The sequence below is a fragment of the Zobellella denitrificans genome, assembly GCF_002237365.1.
GTDB lineage: Bacteria > Pseudomonadota > Gammaproteobacteria > Enterobacterales > Aeromonadaceae > Oceanimonas > Oceanimonas denitrificans.
Map to the genome: position 1 here is coordinate 33,388 of NZ_NMUO01000001.1, position 15,527 is coordinate 48,914.

15 protein-coding genes are annotated in these 15,527 nt (G+C 64.0%); 13 read left to right on the forward strand and 2 right to left on the reverse strand.

Going from position 1 to position 15,527, the window contains the following annotated elements; translation table 11 throughout:
• Positions 1-204: 204 nt before the first annotated feature.
• From CGX12_RS00140 to galU, 4 genes are all read left to right on the forward strand, one after another.
• Positions 205-1,377: a Gfo/Idh/MocA family protein gene (locus tag CGX12_RS00140; RefSeq protein WP_094037873.1), complete on the forward strand. Its 1,173-nt coding sequence runs from the start codon at positions 205-207 to the stop codon at positions 1,375-1,377.
• A gap of 39 nt (positions 1,378-1,416) precedes the next feature.
• Complete coding sequence (locus CGX12_RS00145; RefSeq protein WP_094037874.1) at positions 1,417-2,358, forward strand: sugar phosphate isomerase/epimerase family protein; 942 nt, start codon at positions 1,417-1,419, stop codon at positions 2,356-2,358.
• Positions 2,359-2,553: 195 nt separating this feature from the next.
• The gene (locus CGX12_RS00150; RefSeq protein ID WP_094037875.1) at positions 2,554-2,841 is read left to right on the forward strand and encodes a ComEA family DNA-binding protein; all 288 of its coding nucleotides are present in this window, start codon (positions 2,554-2,556) and stop codon (positions 2,839-2,841) included.
• Positions 2,842-2,920: 79 nt separating this feature from the next.
• A complete protein-coding gene (galU, locus tag CGX12_RS00155; RefSeq protein ID WP_094037876.1) occupies positions 2,921-3,826 on the forward strand; it encodes a UTP--glucose-1-phosphate uridylyltransferase GalU in 906 nt (301 codons plus the stop codon).
• Here the strand turns inward: galU and CGX12_RS00160 are convergent.
• Positions 3,820-4,794, reverse strand: a complete 975-nt coding sequence (locus tag CGX12_RS00160; RefSeq protein ID WP_094037877.1) for a response regulator — start codon at positions 4,792-4,794, stop codon at positions 3,820-3,822. The genes galU and CGX12_RS00160 overlap by 7 nt on opposite strands.
• 138 nt (positions 4,795-4,932) lie before the next feature.
• Between CGX12_RS00160 and CGX12_RS00165 the strand changes: the two genes are divergently transcribed.
• The 6 genes from CGX12_RS00165 (at position 4,933) to CGX12_RS00190 (ending at position 11,859) form a co-directional block, all read left to right on the forward strand.
• On the forward strand, positions 4,933-5,613 hold the full coding sequence (locus tag CGX12_RS00165; protein ID WP_094037956.1) for a DnaT-like ssDNA-binding domain-containing protein: 681 nt from the start codon (positions 4,933-4,935) through the stop codon (positions 5,611-5,613).
• Positions 5,597-6,439 (forward strand): DnaA ATPase domain-containing protein, encoded by an 843-nt coding sequence (locus tag CGX12_RS00170; RefSeq protein WP_094037878.1) that lies wholly within the window; start codon positions 5,597-5,599, stop codon positions 6,437-6,439. The genes CGX12_RS00165 and CGX12_RS00170 overlap by 17 nt, the downstream gene beginning before the upstream one ends.
• A 132-nt stretch (positions 6,440-6,571) precedes the next feature.
• Positions 6,572-7,930 (forward strand): GGDEF domain-containing protein, encoded by a 1,359-nt coding sequence (locus CGX12_RS00175; protein WP_094037879.1) that lies wholly within the window; start codon positions 6,572-6,574, stop codon positions 7,928-7,930.
• Between the two features lie 11 nt (positions 7,931-7,941).
• Positions 7,942-9,423: an ABC transporter substrate-binding protein gene (locus CGX12_RS00180; RefSeq protein ID WP_094037880.1), complete on the forward strand. Its 1,482-nt coding sequence runs from the start codon at positions 7,942-7,944 to the stop codon at positions 9,421-9,423.
• A 76-nt stretch (positions 9,424-9,499) separates the two neighbouring features.
• Positions 9,500-11,155 carry an ATP-binding protein gene (locus CGX12_RS00185; protein ID WP_198401822.1) on the forward strand — a complete coding sequence of 552 codons (1,656 nt, stop codon included), beginning with the start codon at positions 9,500-9,502 and terminating at the stop codon, positions 11,153-11,155.
• Positions 11,152-11,859, forward strand: a complete 708-nt coding sequence (locus CGX12_RS00190) for a response regulator (RefSeq protein WP_094037882.1) — start codon at positions 11,152-11,154, stop codon at positions 11,857-11,859. Before CGX12_RS00185 ends, CGX12_RS00190 begins: the two co-directional genes overlap by 4 nt.
• On the opposite strand, the gene CGX12_RS00195 is transcribed toward CGX12_RS00190, so the two are convergent.
• Positions 11,860-12,066, reverse strand: coding sequence for a dodecin (locus CGX12_RS00195; protein WP_094037883.1), 207 nt, complete (start codon positions 12,064-12,066; stop codon positions 11,860-11,862).
• A 226-nt stretch (positions 12,067-12,292) separates the two neighbouring features.
• Here CGX12_RS00195 and CGX12_RS00200 point away from each other — a divergent pair, with 226 nt between their 5' ends.
• Genes CGX12_RS00200 through CGX12_RS00210 form a run of 3 tightly spaced genes read left to right on the forward strand, consistent with a single transcriptional unit; the run spans position 12,293 to position 15,410 of the window.
• Positions 12,293-13,297 (forward strand): tripartite tricarboxylate transporter substrate binding protein, encoded by a 1,005-nt coding sequence (locus CGX12_RS00200; RefSeq protein ID WP_094037884.1) that lies wholly within the window; start codon positions 12,293-12,295, stop codon positions 13,295-13,297.
• Positions 13,298-13,349: 52 nt separating this feature from the next.
• Positions 13,350-13,841: a tripartite tricarboxylate transporter TctB family protein gene (locus CGX12_RS00205; protein ID WP_094037885.1), complete on the forward strand. Its 492-nt coding sequence runs from the start codon at positions 13,350-13,352 to the stop codon at positions 13,839-13,841.
• A 54-nt stretch (positions 13,842-13,895) separates the two neighbouring features.
• The gene (locus tag CGX12_RS00210; RefSeq protein WP_217898095.1) at positions 13,896-15,410 is read left to right on the forward strand and encodes a tripartite tricarboxylate transporter permease; all 1,515 of its coding nucleotides are present in this window, start codon (positions 13,896-13,898) and stop codon (positions 15,408-15,410) included.
• The last annotated feature ends 117 nt before the right edge of the window (positions 15,411-15,527 follow it).

A 15,527-nucleotide genomic window follows, 5' to 3' on the forward strand; every position in this document is an offset into this window, starting at 1 on the left:
ATTTGAAACCGGGTGCAAAAGGGAAGGGATTCGTGCTTTTCCCCTGTAACCGAGTGACCGACAGAGGTTGTCGGTTTTTTAAAGCACCGAATTGCAACCGGGTGCATAAAGCGAAGCGAATTCGCAATTTTTTTCACCCTCTTTGCACCCGAGTGCAAAGAGGGGCAGGAGCGACAGGGTCGCCACTTTGAAGAGGATGAAGACATGATAAACGGAGAAAGAACAACCGCACGGCCCCTGCGCTGGGGCATGGTGGGTGGCGGCCGCACCGGTCAGGTGGGCTACAAGCACCGCACCGGCGCCCTGCGCGACGGCACTTACCAACTGCTGGCCGGCGCCTTCGACCTGGACGCGGCGCGCGGCCGCGACTTCGGCACCCGGCTGGGGGTGGCCGAAGATCGCTGCTACACCACCTATCAGGAGCTGATCGCGGGCGAGACCGCCCGTGAAGACGGCATAGAAGTGGTGTCGATCGCCACCCCCAACTTTACCCACTTCGAGATCACCAAGGCGTGCCTGGAAGCGGGCCTGCATGTCATCTGCGAAAAACCCTTGTTCTTCACCGTCGCCGAATGCGAAGAGGTAGCGACACTGGCCGCGGACAAGGGTCTGATCGTGGGCGTGACCTACGGCTTCACCGGCCATCCGCTGGTGCACCAAATGGCCGCCATGGTCAAGAAGGGCATGCTGGGCGAGATCCGCATCGTCGACATGCAGTACACCCACGGTTTCAACTCCGGCGACGACACCGGCGCGGGCGAGGCGGTGAAATGGCGGACCAACCCCGCCACCGCGGGGGCGACCTTCGTGCTGGGCGATATCGGCACCCATCTCTACTACCTGTCCGAGGTGGTGCTGCCGCACCTGAAGATCGACAAGCTGCTGTGCGATCGCAAGGCCTTTATCCCGACCAGGGCCCCGCTTGAGGACCACGCCACCGTGCTCATGCATTACGACAACGGCGCCCGCGGCCGTCTCTGGGTGTCGTCGGTGAACGCCGGCAACATGGGCTCCCAGCGCTACCGTTTCGTCGGTTCCAAGGCCTCCGTCGAGTGGTCCGATGCCCACCCCGACCAGTTGATCTACGAAGTGCAGGGCGAGCCGAACCGCACCCTGCACCACGGCATGCCCTATCTCGAAGCAGAAAGCCTGGCGGTCGACCGCATGGGCGCGCTGCACACCGAGGGCCTGGGTGACAGCTGGGCCAATATCTACCTGTGGATCGCCCAGGCCATCGACGCCAAACAGCGCGGTGACGAGGACTTCCTGAGCACCCATCATTACCCGGGCATCGAGGCCGGCACCGAAGGGGTGCGCTGGCTCGAAAACTGCGTGCGCTCGGCCGACGCGGGCGCCGCTTGGGTCGACTATCAATAATCGGTCATCAACAGCCTTAGCAACCAAGGATCAACCAACATGAAACTTTCCATCTGTACCGATGTGATGGGCAACCTCTCCTTCACCGAGATGCTCGACAACTGCGTGGCGCTGGGCGTCGAGGGCCTGGAAATGACCGGCGGCGGCTGGTCCAAGGGGCCCCATTTCCGTGCCGACGAACTGCTGGCCGACAAGGGCCTGCTGAAGAAAAAACTCGCCGAAATCGAGGCCCGCGGCCTCGAGATCGCCGCGCTCAACTGCTCGGCCAACCCGCTCGATCCGGGCGCCATGGGCGAGCGCCACCTCAAGGAGATGGAGCAGACCATCCGCCTGGCCGGCGAAATCGGCGTGAAGAAGATAGTCACCATGTCCGGTCTGCCCGCCGCCGCCCCCGGCGACAGCGTGCCGAACTGGCTGGTCTACACCAAGAGCTGGCCCGACGAGATGCCCGAGCGCGACCGCTACCAGTGGGAAGACTGCGCCTTCCCGCTCTGGCACCGGCTGGTGAAGCTGGCCGACGAGGTGGGCGTGGAGAAATACGCGCTGGAAAACTTCTCGGCCATGCTGGTGTGGAACCCCGAGACCCTGTTCCGTCTACGCAACGAAGTGGGCCCCAAGGTCGGCCTGAACCTCGACCCCTCGCACCTGTTCTGGAAAGGGGCCTGCCCCATCGCCGCGGCCCGCGCCCTGGGCGATGCCATCCACCACGTGCACGGCAAGGACACCCGTATCGAGCGCGGCCTGGCCGATGTGAACGGCCTGCTCGAACTGAAGGAGGTCACCGACGTGGCCAACCGCGCCTGGAACTACGTCGCCGTCGGCGCCGGCCACGACCTGCAGTGGTGGAAGGAGTTCTTCTCGGTGGTGCGCATGGTGGGCTACAACGACTGGGTCAGCCTGGAAATGGAAGACTTCACCATGTCCACCGAGGCGGGCATAAAGTCCTCGATTGACGCCCTTCAGCAAACCATCAGCAGGTAAATCGAAGCGCGTTAACGGCCCCGTCAACCCACCTCTGGCGGGTTGACGGGACTTGTTCCCACCCCCTTTCCATACGAAAAGCCGTTATCCCCCAAATGGGTGATTTTGGATTTTTTCGTTGCCAGATCCTCTCTCCCTGGCCAAGGCTTGTTAAGTCCACTGGACGATTGCCCCCAACAACAAGGAGAGACGGGTATGAACAAGCTGCTTTCATCCACCCTGCTGGCGGCCATGCTGGCCGTCGGTACCCCGGCCCTGGCCAACGACCCCGCCGGGGAAGAGGCCATGGTCACCAGCATCGACATCAACACCGCCACCCAGGAGCAACTGGCCCTGCTGACCGGCGTGGGTCCGGCCAAGGCGGCGGCCATCGTGGAGTACCGTGAAAACAACGGTCCCTTCGCCTCGGTCGACGACCTGGCCAAGGTCAGCGGCATAGGCCCGGCCACGGTGGAGAAAAACCGGCACCTGTTGAGCAACTGAGCGCCACGGCCCTCCCGCCCATGGCCGGGAGGGCCGCTATTGGTTATGATACGGGCCCGATGTTTTTTTGGTGCCCGCCATGCCTTCACAGTCGCTTATCCGTAAAGCCGTTATCCCCGTCGCCGGTCTGGGAACCCGGATGTTGCCCGCCACCAAGGCCATTCCCAAGGAAATGCTGCCGGTGGTCGACAAACCCCTGATCCAGTATGTGGTCAACGAGGCGGTGCAGGCCGGGATCAAGGAAATCGTGCTGGTGACCCACGCCAGCAAGAACTCCATCGAAAACCATTTCGACACCAGTTTCGAACTGGAGGCTACCCTGGAAAAACGGGTCAAGCGCCAGTTGCTCAGCGAAGTGCAGAACATCTGTCCCCCAGACGTCACCATCATGCACGTGCGCCAGGGCGAGGCCAAGGGACTGGGCCACGCCATCCTCTGCGCCCATCCCCTGGTGGGCGACGCCCCCTTCGCCATACTGCTGCCGGACGTGCTGATCGACGAGGTGAGCTGCGATCTGCGCCGGGACAACCTGGCCGCCATGATCCAGGCCTTCGGTGCACGGGGAAGCAGCCAGATCCTGGTGGAGCCGGTGGCCGCCGAGCAGGTGGATCAGTTCGGTATCGTCGATATCAACGGCAGCGCCCTGGAGCAGGGCCGTTCCGCCCCACTCTGCGCCATCGTCGAAAAACCGCAGCGCAGCGATGCCCCCTCCAACCTGGCGGTGGTGGGCCGCTATGTCCTCTCCGCCAATATCTGGCCGCTGTTGAAGAAAACCCCCCTCGGCAAGGGCGATGAAATCCAGCTGACCGACAGCATCGCCATGCTGATGGAGCGGGAGCCGGTAGAAGCCCACCATATCCTGGGCAAGAGCCACGATTGCGGCAGCAAGCTCGGGCTGCTGACGGCCAATGTGGAATACGGGCTGCGCCACCCGGAGCTGGGGCCGGCCTTCGCCCGCTACCTGCAGCAGTTGCGCCTTCAGTGATCGCCGCGGCTGGCGGTGAGCTCTATCTCGCCGCCGAAGCTGCCCTTCAGGTTGAGGCTCAGAGGAAAGGAACAGCGGTAGCTGAGCTGGTTGGCGGTCAGCTCCTGCCGGCCCAGGGGCCCGGCATTGCAGCGCTCCAGCCAGTCGCTGCCGGCCATGCCGCCATTGGCCACCTCCACCCGGCCTCCATCCGCATGCAACCGGAACAGCGCCAGGTTGACCCTGGTATCCAGCCCCACCTCCAGGATCAGGCGGTTGATGTATTCCAGGGTGCGGGCCAGGCTGTGCAGCACGCAATCCTGGCGGGAGCCGTAATGGCGCAGGGGTTCGTTGAGGATAAAGGTCACCAGGGTCATCACCACGGGGGTGTCCATGTTGAGCGGATCGAACTCCGCCAGCAGCAGCAGCAGATCCTGATCCAGCCTGATGTACTCGGTCAGTACCCAGGGCGAGCTTTGCCGGCAACTCAGCCGCCAGTCGCCCAGGGTCCGCTCCGGCTGCTGCCGCCAGCCCTGCAGCAACCGGCTGGCGGCGATGTCCTCCCGCCGGTAATAGGCCAGGTGTTCGTTCAGTTCGTCCAGCAACTTGCCGGGATCGGGCCTGAGGCTGCCGGCGATCACTTCCGCCACCAGGTTCCAGCTGCGAATGGGCTTGATCAGGTAGTCCTCGGCGCCGGCGCGCAGGGCCCGGGCCACGTCGGCCATTTTCTGCTGGCCGGAAATGGCGATCACCGGCAGGGCGGGATAACGCCGCTTCAGGCTGGTGATCAGCTCCTGATCCGACGGTGCCGGCAGCAGCAGATCACTCAGCACCAGATCGGGGCTGTTCAGCTCTGCCTGCAACAACCCCTCTTCGCCGTTGTCCGCCTCTATCACCCTGGCCCCCCACAGCTCGAGGTAGGCCACCATCAGCCGACGGAACAGGGGGTCGTCTTCTATTAACAGGATCAGGGGTGACCAGTCGAACATGGCGTCGCTTAATGTGAATGATAATGGGAATATAAATTGAGCCTAGCTTATTTCAGCCCGGCCGGCAGCGACAAGCCCGGCTGTATTCTGCCGGCGCTTTATTGGATAATGGCCGTCCCCTTCGAACACAGCGGCATTATGACTCCGGCAGAATACCAGGCACTGACCTCCCCCCGACTGTCCCACCCGGCGCGCAGCCTGTACCAGTACTATCTGCGTCACCACGCCCGGGGCGACCAGACCCAGCCCCTGGACTACCCCGACCTGGGCAAGGCGCTGGCGGTGCAGGGTGAGGGCGAATACCGCTACCGGGTGACCCCTGCGGAGCTGACCGCCCTGGTGGATGAGTTGCTGGAGGCCGGCCTGCTGAGCCCGCTGGAAAGGCCCCACCCCCAGCACTATCACGGCGCCGTGTTTTCGCTGCCGCTGAAGCGGCTGCAGGGGCTGGCTCCCCTGCCCTCCCGCCAGTTCGCCATGCACCCCGAGTGGCGCCCCGACGCCCAGTTCGGCGGCCTGGCCCGGCTGTGCGGCCTGCTCGACAGCCACTTCGACGAGACCGAACTGGGCGAGTTCATCGCCTACTGGCTGGGGCGGCCCGAAGTGTTTGAAAACCAGCATCAGTGGATGCTGAAATTTGTGCGCAAGCTCAAACACCAGCGCAGCGTCAGGCGAGCCCCGGCGCCAGCCGGAACCGAAGGCTACCAACAGGTGCCGGTCCGGGCCGCCCCCGGGCCCAGCCGCCGGGCCCGCGAAATGATGGAAGAGGCGCAACGCCTCGGCACCGACTGCCAGGAAGACCACCATGAAAAAGACACCTGAAGAAATCGCCGCCGACCTGGCCGAGATTGCCCGCCGGCGCCGGCAACGACCGGATCAGGACCTGTCCGCCACCAACGCCGGCGGTCAGGTACAAGGGCTGCTGGCCCGTCTGCAGCGGCTGCGCGCCAGCGGCACCCTGCCCCAGTATGACTACGCCAGCCTCAAGCGCCAGTACGAAGAGCAGGCCAATGCCGAGGTGCGCCTGGCCCAGCAGGAGGCCCGCCAAAAACGTACCGAGAGACTGCTGGCCCAGGCGGATCTCAATCCGGACTGGACCTTCGCCAACATGGACCCGGACGATCCGGCGCTCGGCCACCATATCGCCACCGCCCACCATTTTATCAACGCCTTCGATCACTGGGGCACCAAGGGCGGTACCGCCATCCTGATCTACGGCGATTTCGGCACCGGCAAGTCGACCCTGGCCGGCGCCATCGCCCATGAGCTGATCCGCCAGCACCAGAAATCGGTGATCTTCCAGCAGTGGGCCTCGGTGGTGGACCGGCTGTTCTTCGGCGTGATCGAGGATCAGGAAAGCCGCAACCAGTATCGCCGCGCCCTGGAAGAAGTGGACCTGCTGGTGCTGGACGAGGTGGCCGCCAACCGCAGCCGCCTGGCCGAAAGCCAGTCCAGCTTTCTCGGCCACCTGCTGCGCCGACGGCGCAACCTGTCCAAGAGTGTCATCATCATCACCAATCACGATCCCCAGGCACTGCACCGGGCGGTGGGCGACTTCTGCTTCGAGGCCATCAAGGCGTTCCACCCGGTCGACATCGCCCTGCAGGGCCCCAGCCGCCGGCCCGACATCGGCGATTACAGGAGCTAACCGGGTCTGAAAGACGAAAACGCCACCCACCGGGACAAGGACGATAAAGAGTTATTAAATTGTAACAATCGCCGATATTTTCAGGTAGAGTGACGACCCGGATCTACCGCTATCGGCTTCACCCAGGGACTCATGTCGGGCACAGGACTCACCACCAAGACGGCGCTGTTCACCATATTGCTGACACTGCTGACCCTGAGCACCGTCCTGCTGGCCCTGCTCTCGTTTTCCGGCTATCGCGCTGCCGTCAACCACCTCGCCGACCAGCAGACCCAGGCCCTGATGACCGCCAGCCGCCTGGTTCAGCAGAGCGAAAGCATGGTGGCCAGCAGCGCCCTGCTGCTGCTGGCGGACACCCATGCCAGCCGCCGCAGGGCGGTGTTCGAGATCACCGATCGCAGCGAATGGATAGGCCGGCTCACCGACGCGCTGCAGCAATACCGCAACCACGACCGCCACTTCGCCGAGCTAACCCAGGCCCGCTTCGCCCTGGCCGAAAACCTGCAGCACCTGGATACCCTGGTCGGGGAGCGCATCAACCTGCTCGGCCGGCTGGAACAGGCCCCGGCAGGCGACGAACTGCCGGCCCTGCGCCAGCTGGAGCAACGGCTGCGGCAAGGCGTCGAGATCAACCGGCGCCTGTCGAGGGATCTGAGCGTTGCGGTGGGCTTTCATATCCACGACATCCGCAACGGCATACTGAATACCGTCGCTCAACTCAACACCGATATCGAACGACGGGAACGGCAACTGCTGCTCATCGCCGCCGCCGCCCTGCTGATGGTGGTGATCACCGTCGTCTACATCCATCGCACCATAGTGCATCGTATCCTGGCCCTGCAGCGGGCCATCAGCCATGAGCGCCCCCGCCCCGAATACGTGGTGGTGCAGGGACGGGACGAGATCAGCGACATGGCGCGCTCGGTGAGGAATTACATCGAAAAGATAGGTAAAAACGAGGCCCGCATCCTGAACATGAATCAGAAACTGCACTTCATGGCCAATCACGATGCCCTGACCGGGCTTTATAACCGCCATCATTTTGAGCATCATGTGCAGGCCTTGCGCCTGCGCGCCCCCGACAGCCACCTCTGCCTGGCCATGGTGGATATCGACTTCTTCAAGTCGATCAATGATCGCTTCGGCCACGACGCGGGCGACAAAGTACTGACCCAGGTAGCGGCGACCTTTATCTCCGTCCTGCCCCCGTCGACCCTGGTGGCCCGTTTCGGCGGCGAAGAGTTCGCCATTCTTTTTACCGGCACCTCCGCCGAGCAGGCCCGGCAGGCGCTCGAGCACCTGCGTGGCCAGTTGGCCGGGACCCCGCTCGAGCCCCATGATCTCAGGGTCACCCTGAGCGGCGGCCTGGCCTGCGATTATCGTCCGGCCGACATCGGCCTGGCCCTGAAGGCGGCCGATACCGCCCTGTATCAGGCCAAACACCAGGGCCGTAACAGGATAGTCCTCGCTTCTCCCTTGCACACCGCCTAAGGAACGCATCCATGCCGGCAGTCCCACGTTATTTTGCCATATTGATCTGTCTGCTAACCCTGGGCCTGGCCCAGGCCGCCCCGCGCACCGACATCCGGGTAGAACTGCAGCTGGAGCCGCCACACCTGGATCCCACCCAGACCGCATCGGCCACCACGGCCGAAGTCACCTACGCCAACCTGTTCCAGGGGCTGACCCGGGTCGACCAGCAGGGAGAGGTGATCCCCGCCCTGGCCCGCACCTGGCGGGTGAGTGAGGATGGCCTGAGCTACGACTTCACCCTGGCCCGGGGAGCGCGCTTTCACGACGGCAGCCCCTTCAACGCCGGCGTCGCCAAGTTCGCCCTCGACCGGCTGCGGGATCCTGCGGGCGGCAACCCCCAGCGCCAGCTCTACACCGCCATCGACGAGGTACGGACGCACGGCGAGCACGGGCTGGAATTGCGCCTGTCGCGTCCCGATAGCCTGCTGCCCTTCAAGCTGGCCCTGTCCGCCGCCGTCATGGTGCATCCCGACAGCGCCGACAACAATCGCCATCACCCGGTAGGCACGGGTCCCTACCGTTTCGCCGGGCGGATGCCCGGACAGGGCGTCCGCCTCGAATACTTCCCCGGTTACTGGGGAGCCGAGCCGCACATCAAACAGGCCCACTTCACCTTTACCGCCAACCTCGTGGAGCTGGAGGCCAGCCTGTCGGAAGGGCTTATCGATCACTACTCCGATGCCAGCACCCTGGTCTCGCAGGCCCAGTTGCGCCACCGCAGCGACTACCTGATCCGTGACGGCATCGGCGAAGGAGAGATACTGCTGGCCATCAACAATGCCCGCCCGCCTTTCGACCAGCTGCCGGTACGCCGGGCCCTGGCCCATGCCATCGACAAGCAGGCGATACGCAAGCAGCTGTACCAGTTCAATACGCCACCGCTTATCGGCAGCCATTTCTCCCCCCATCACCCGGCCTATGTGGAACTCAGCGACTATTATCCCCATGACCGGGAAAAGGCCCGCCGCCTGCTGCAGGAAGCGGGAGTCGCCCCCGGCACCGCCATGACCATCACCATACCGCCCACCCTCTACGCGGCCGAACTCGCGCTGCGGATCGCCGGTGAACTGGAGGCCATTGGACTCGAACTCCAGGTGGAAAGGATAAGCTGGCCCCAATGGCTGGAGCAGGTGTTCACCAACAAGGACTATGAGCTGACCATTGTGTCCCACATCGAGCCCATGGACATCGACATCTATGCCAGGGATCACTATTACTTCAACTACGACAACGGCGCCTTCAAGGCCTTGTGGCACCGCATCGAGCAGACCACGGCGCAGGCGGAGCGCTACCGCCTGCTGGCGGATGCCCAGCGCATGCTGGCCGAGGACGCGGTGAACGTGTTCCTGCTGATGAAGCCCCAGCTGTCCATCCACAAGAGCAACCTCAGGGGCACCTGGGTCAATACCCCGGTGCCGGCGGTGGTGCTGGAAGAGATGCACTGGGAGTGACGCCCTGTTTGCGGAGGTTTGCTCCCGCCCCGGCTGTTGCTAAACTGGCCTCTTCCCCCGGATGGATGGACTACCTTTGCTGAACAGAAGCCGCTCCGCCCCCCCGCTGCGCTTTCGCACCCAGGTACTGCTGCTGGTCGGTACCCTGGTGGCCGCCACCCTGCTGGTACAGGGCACCTATCTGCACCACCGCCAGGGCCAGATCATCACCGAACAGATCGGCCTGCGCGCCATGAGCGTGGCCCAGACCGTGGCCCAGATCCCGGCCATCATCGACGCCTTCGACAGCCCGGATCCCGCCGCCGTCATCCAGCCCCTGGCCGAGCAGATCCGCATCGAAACCGGCGCCCGCTACGTGGTGGTGGGCAACCGCGCCGGCATCCGCTACTCCCATCCCCTGCCCGAGCGGCTGGGACTGCCCATGGTGGGCGGCGACAACGAGCGGGCGCTGATCGGCGGCGAGGCCTATATCTCCGAAGCCGAAGGGTCGCTGGGCGAGGCCATTCGCGGCAAGGCGCCCGTCTTCAACGCCGCCGGCGACATCATCGGGCTCGTTTCGGTGGGCTTTATGCTGGAGAAGGTGGATGTCGACATCGACAACTACCTGGCCCTGGGCTGGGTGCTGGTGGGGCTCATGGTACTGCTGGGGCTGGCGGGCGCCGCCTGGCTGGCCCAGCACCTCAAGCGGGTGATACTGGGGCTCGAGCCCCACGAGATCGCCCGCCTGGTGATGGAAAAGGACGCCATACTGCAGTCCATCCACGAGGGCATAGTGGCCATCAACCGGGAAGGGCGCATCACCCTGCTCAACCAGGCGGCCCGGCGCTTTCTCGACCTGCCGCCGGACGGCGCCGCCCTGGGGCTGCCGGTGCAGGAGCTGGTGCCCAACTCCCGGCTGCGGGAGGTGCTGTCCAGCGGCGAGCGCCAGTTCGATCAGGAGATGTGGATAGGCGAGCATCCGGTGGTGGTCAACCGGGTGCCCATCATCCACGAAGGCCGGGTGGAAGGGGCCGTGGCCACCTTCCGCAGCCGCCAGGAAATCCGGGATCTGTCCCTGGCGCTGAACGCGGTCAACCGGGACATGGACGCGTTGCGGGTCCAGGCCCACGAGTTTTCCAACAAGCTCTACACCATTTCCGGCCTGCTGCAATTGAACAAGCCCCAGCAGGCATTGGCCCTGATCAACCAGGAAACCGCCCGGGAGCAGGCCCAACTGGCGACGGTGCTGGAGCAGGTGGCCGATCCCCTGGTGGGCGGCATCCTGCTCGGCAAGCTGGCGGACGCGGCGGAGCAGGGCGTGCAGCTCGACATCGTCGAACACAGCGCCCTGCATACTCAGCTCAGCCCCGGCGGCCAGGAGGTGGTGCTGTCGGTGCTCGGCAACCTGCTCAACAACGCGGTGGATGCCGCCCTGCAAAGCCGGGCCGAGCCGCCCCGGGTAAGGCTGTTCTTCACCGACCTCGGCGAGCAGTTGCTGTTCGAGGTGGAAGACAACGGCCCGGGCGTGGATCCCGGCCTGCTGGCCCATATCTTCCAGGACGGCTTCACCACCAAGCCGGGCAAGCACAGGGGTATCGGCCTGGCCCTGGTGCGCCGACTCTGCCTGGAGCACGGCGGCGACGTCAGCCTGGAGGACGGCGATCTGGGCGGCGCCTGCTTTATCGTCACCCTGGCCAAGGCCAGGGTCGCCCGGCAGGAGGAAAAAATGGCCCAGGAGGACAAGGCGGAATGAACGACAAGACCCACGGCGTGCTGATCATCGAAGACGACTTTCGCATCGCCGAAATCAACCGCCAGTTCGTGGAGCAGACACCGGGCTTTCGGGTGCTGCACGAGGCCAAGACCAAGGCCGAGGCCCTGGCTTTCCTGGCGGAGCAGGCCGATCGGGTCAGCCTGGTGCTGCTGGACGCCTATATTCCCGACGCCACCGGGCTGGAGCTGCTGTGGGAGATCCGCAGGCACTACCGGCATATCGACATCGTCATGGTCACCGCCGCCAAGGAGGTCGACACCATCCAGGAAGCCCTGCGCGGCGGTGTGTTCGACTACCTGATCAAGCCCACCCAGAGCGAGCGCATGGCCCATATGCTGGACCGTTTCCTCAAGGAACGGGCATGGCTCGAGCAGAAACAGGAAATGAGCCAGGAAGAGCTGGATCTGGCGCTCAACCGCCGGCCGGCCGCGGCGGAGCCCACCCCCGCCGGCGGCGGCACCCTGCCCAAGGGCATCGACCGGCTCACCCTGGATACGGTGCTCAGCACCATGGCCCAGGCCCGGGAGCCGCAAACCGCGGTGGATCTGGCCAAGGCCATCGGCGCCAGCCGTTCCACCGCCCGTCGCTACCTGGAGTACCTGGTAGCCCAGGGCAAGGCCTGCGCCGAACAGGCCTACGGCGAGGTCGGCCGCCCCGAACGCCGCTACCGGCTCAACCCCTGATCACTCCAGCCGGAAACCGATTTTCAGCACCACCTGAAAGTGCGCTATCCGGCCGTCCTTGATATGGCCGCGCATCTCGGTGACCTCGAACCAGTCCAGGTGATCCAGGCTCTCGGCCGCCTTGGCCACCGCCTTCTGGATGGCGTCGTCGTAGCCGGTGGTGGAAGAGCCGGCCACTTCTATCAGCTTGTACACATGATCGGACATAAGTACTCCATGCTTGACGGGCACCGGCACCACGCCGGCCGCCGTTGACCACCCCTTAAGCAATAGCAGCCCCCGCCCCTGTCGTCATCCCGACACCAGCCGTGAACAAAATAAACAAAATCGCCTTAATGCCGTTTTTTCAACTTATGCCCCAAAGCTTGTTCGTTAACACCAAGGCATCTATTTTTACACCAGATGTTAACAAGGACGAACCAAGGAGAACTGCATGTTCAACACCCTACGCAAACCCTTCAAACGCCTGAGTCTGGCCGCGCTGCCGTTGCTGGCCCTCGGCGCCCAGGTCCCCGCCGCCCAGGCCCAGGGCTGGCAACCCACCCGCCCCGTCGAATTCATCGCGCCGGCCAACCCCGGCGGCGGCTGGGATACCCTGGTGCGTACCTCGAGCATGGTGATCCAGAGCGAAAAGCTGGCACCGCAGAACTTTGCCGCCATCAACATCCCCGGCGGCGGTGGTGCCGTGGCCTGGGCCCAGATAGCGCGTGATGCCAAGAACGATCACAAGCTGTTCGCCACCAGCCCGCCCATCATCCTGGTGCCCCTGGCCGGCACGTCCCGCTTCAGCCACAAGGACTTTACCCCGGTCGCCCGCCTGAACACCGATTACTCCATCGTGCTGGTGCGCAAGGATTCACCCTATGAAACCATCAACGATCTGTTCGAGGCGATGAAAACCAACCCCAGCCTGAGCGTGGGCGGCGGCTCGGCGGCCGGCTCCATGGACCACATCGCCATCGCCGGTGCTGCCGCCGAGGCCGGACTGGAAGCCCGTGGCGTCAACTACATCGCCTTCTCCGGCGGCGGCGAGGCCATGATCAGCCTGATGGGCAACCACGTAGAGGCGGTGATCACCGGTGCCGGTGAAGCCTCCGGCCAGTTGCAGGGCGGCGAGCTGCGCGCCCTGGCGGTGTCATCCCCCGAGCGCCTGGGTAGTACCCTGGCCGATGTGCCCACCTTCAAGGAGCAGGGACTCGACTACACCTTTGAAATCTGGCGCGGCGTCATGGGGCCCAAGGACATGTCCCCCGAAGCCCGGGACTACTATGAAGACCTGTTCGCCCGCATGGTGAAAACCGATGCCTGGAAGCAGGCCAGCGAGCAACTGGGCTGGATCGATGCCTTCCAGACCGGCGAGGAATTCGGTGTCTTCCTCGACGGTCAGCTCGACCAGTTCAGCACCATACTGGGCGATCTGGGCCTGCTGCGGCGTTAACAGACAGTGGTGACGGGGGCCTCTCCGTCACCCTTCAAGCACAGGTATTGCTATGAACAAATTCAACATCAACCAGAAAATAGGCGTCATACTGGCCCTGTTTTCCCTCGGCTATCTGTGGATGGCGTTCCAGATCCCCGAGTTCTCGCTGCCCCGCCCCATCGACTCGGATGCCTTCCCCAAGGCACTGGGCAGCGCCCTGCTGCTGCTGGCCATATTGCTGTTCTTTGAAAAGCCCAAGCACAAGGTGCAGGACGACGACGAAGCACAGGACGACATCATCGAGGAAAGCGGCGGTTTCTGGACCAGCCCCCGGATGAGGGTGGTGGTCACCTCCGTCGCCATTGTCACCTACGCCTTTGCCCTACAGCCGGTCGGCTTCGTCCTGTCCTCCATCCTGCTGTGTTGCGGCCTGGCCTATTACTACGGCTATCGCAATCATAAGGTCAACCTGTTGGCATCGAGCGGTGTCGTACTGGCACTGTATTTCATGATGAGCTACGTGATGGATGTCTACCTCCCCACCGGGATACTGCCCTTCTAAGCACGTGGTCGCGCTGACTTACCTTTAATCGGGAATAATCAAAGGTTTACCATTATGATGGATGCATTCAACAGTCTGGTGTACGGCTTCGGCATCGCCCTGGACCCGATGAATATCATGTACGTGTTCGTCGGCGTCTTTGCCGGCACCATTATCGGCATGCTGCCCGGCCTGGGCCCCATCAGCGCCCTGGCGCTGATGATCCCCATTACCTTCAGCATGGATCCCGCCTCCGGCCTGATCCTGATGTCCGGCGTCTATTACGGCGCCATCTTCGGCGGCTCCACCTCCTCCATCCTGCTCAACGCACCCGGCGTGGCCGGCACCGTCGCCACCTCCTTCGACGGTTATCCCATGGCGCGCAAAGGCATGGCGGGCAAGGCCCTGGCCATTGCCGCCTACGCTTCCTTCATCGGCGGCACCGTCTCGGTGATCGGCCTGATGCTGATCGCCCCGCTGCTGTCCAAGGTGGCGGTGAGCTTCGGCCCCGCCGAGTATTTCGCCCTCATGCTGCTGGGCCTGACCGCCGTGGTCAGCCTGTCGGACAAATCCCTGGTCAAGGGCCTGATCGCCGCCGTGGTGGGCATGATGATCTCCATCGTCGGCATCGATCTGCAAAGCGGCACCGAACGCTACACCTTCGGCAGCCTGGAGCTGCTCGACGGCATCGACTTCCTGGTGGTGGCGCTTGGTGTCTTCGCCCTGGCGGAAGTGTTCTACATGCTGCTCAAGGGTGGCGGCGGCAAGGAGCAGCCGCGCAACAACATCGGCTCGCTCAAGCTCAGCAAGGATGAAGTGAAGGAAATCGCCGGCCCGGTCAGCCGCAGTTCGGTGCTCGGCTTCTTTATCGGCGTACTGCCCGGCGCCGGCGCCACCGTCGCCTCCTTCCTCGGCTACAGCCTGGAAAAACGCCTGGCCAAGGACGGCAGTACCTTCGGCAAGGGCAATATCAAGGGTGTTGCCGGTCCCGAGGCCGCCAACAACGCCGCCTGCGGCGGCTCCTTCGTACCCCTGCTGACCCTGGGCGTGCCCGGCTCCGGCTCCACCGCCGTGCTGCTCGGCGCCCTGCTGGTGATGGGCGTCACCCCCGGACCCATGATGCTGGAACAGCGTCCGGACGTATTCTGGGGCGTGATCGCCAGCATGTACGTGGGCAACATCTTCCTGCTGGTGCTGAACCTGCCGCTCATTCCCTACATCGCCCGCATCCTGGACATGCCCAAGCCGCTGCTGCTGGCGATGATCCTGATCTTCTGCATGATCGGCGTCTATGGCCTGAGCTTCAACGTGTTCGACCTGCTGCTGCTGCTCGCCTTCGGCCTGATCGGCCTGGCGATGAAGCTGTTCGGCTTCCCCACCGCCCCGCTGATCCTGGCCTTGATCCTGGGCGCCATCATGGAAGAGTCGATGCGCCGCGCCCTGCAGATCTCCGGCGGCGACTGGATGACCTTTGTCGACAAGCCCATTTCCATGTGGCTGCTGATCCTGGCATCCCTCTCCCTGTTCGCTCCGCTGTTGAAAAAGGTCGTGCGCCGGCTGATGGCCTCGGGCAAGACCACCCTGGCCTGAACGGACCGCCAACCATAATCAAAAAAGCGCCAACCGGCGCTTTTTTGTTGTGCTGAATATGGCGCGCAGGCGGCTCGCCTGCCTTCCCGCGCAGCGGGAACCTTCGAGCTTGATAAC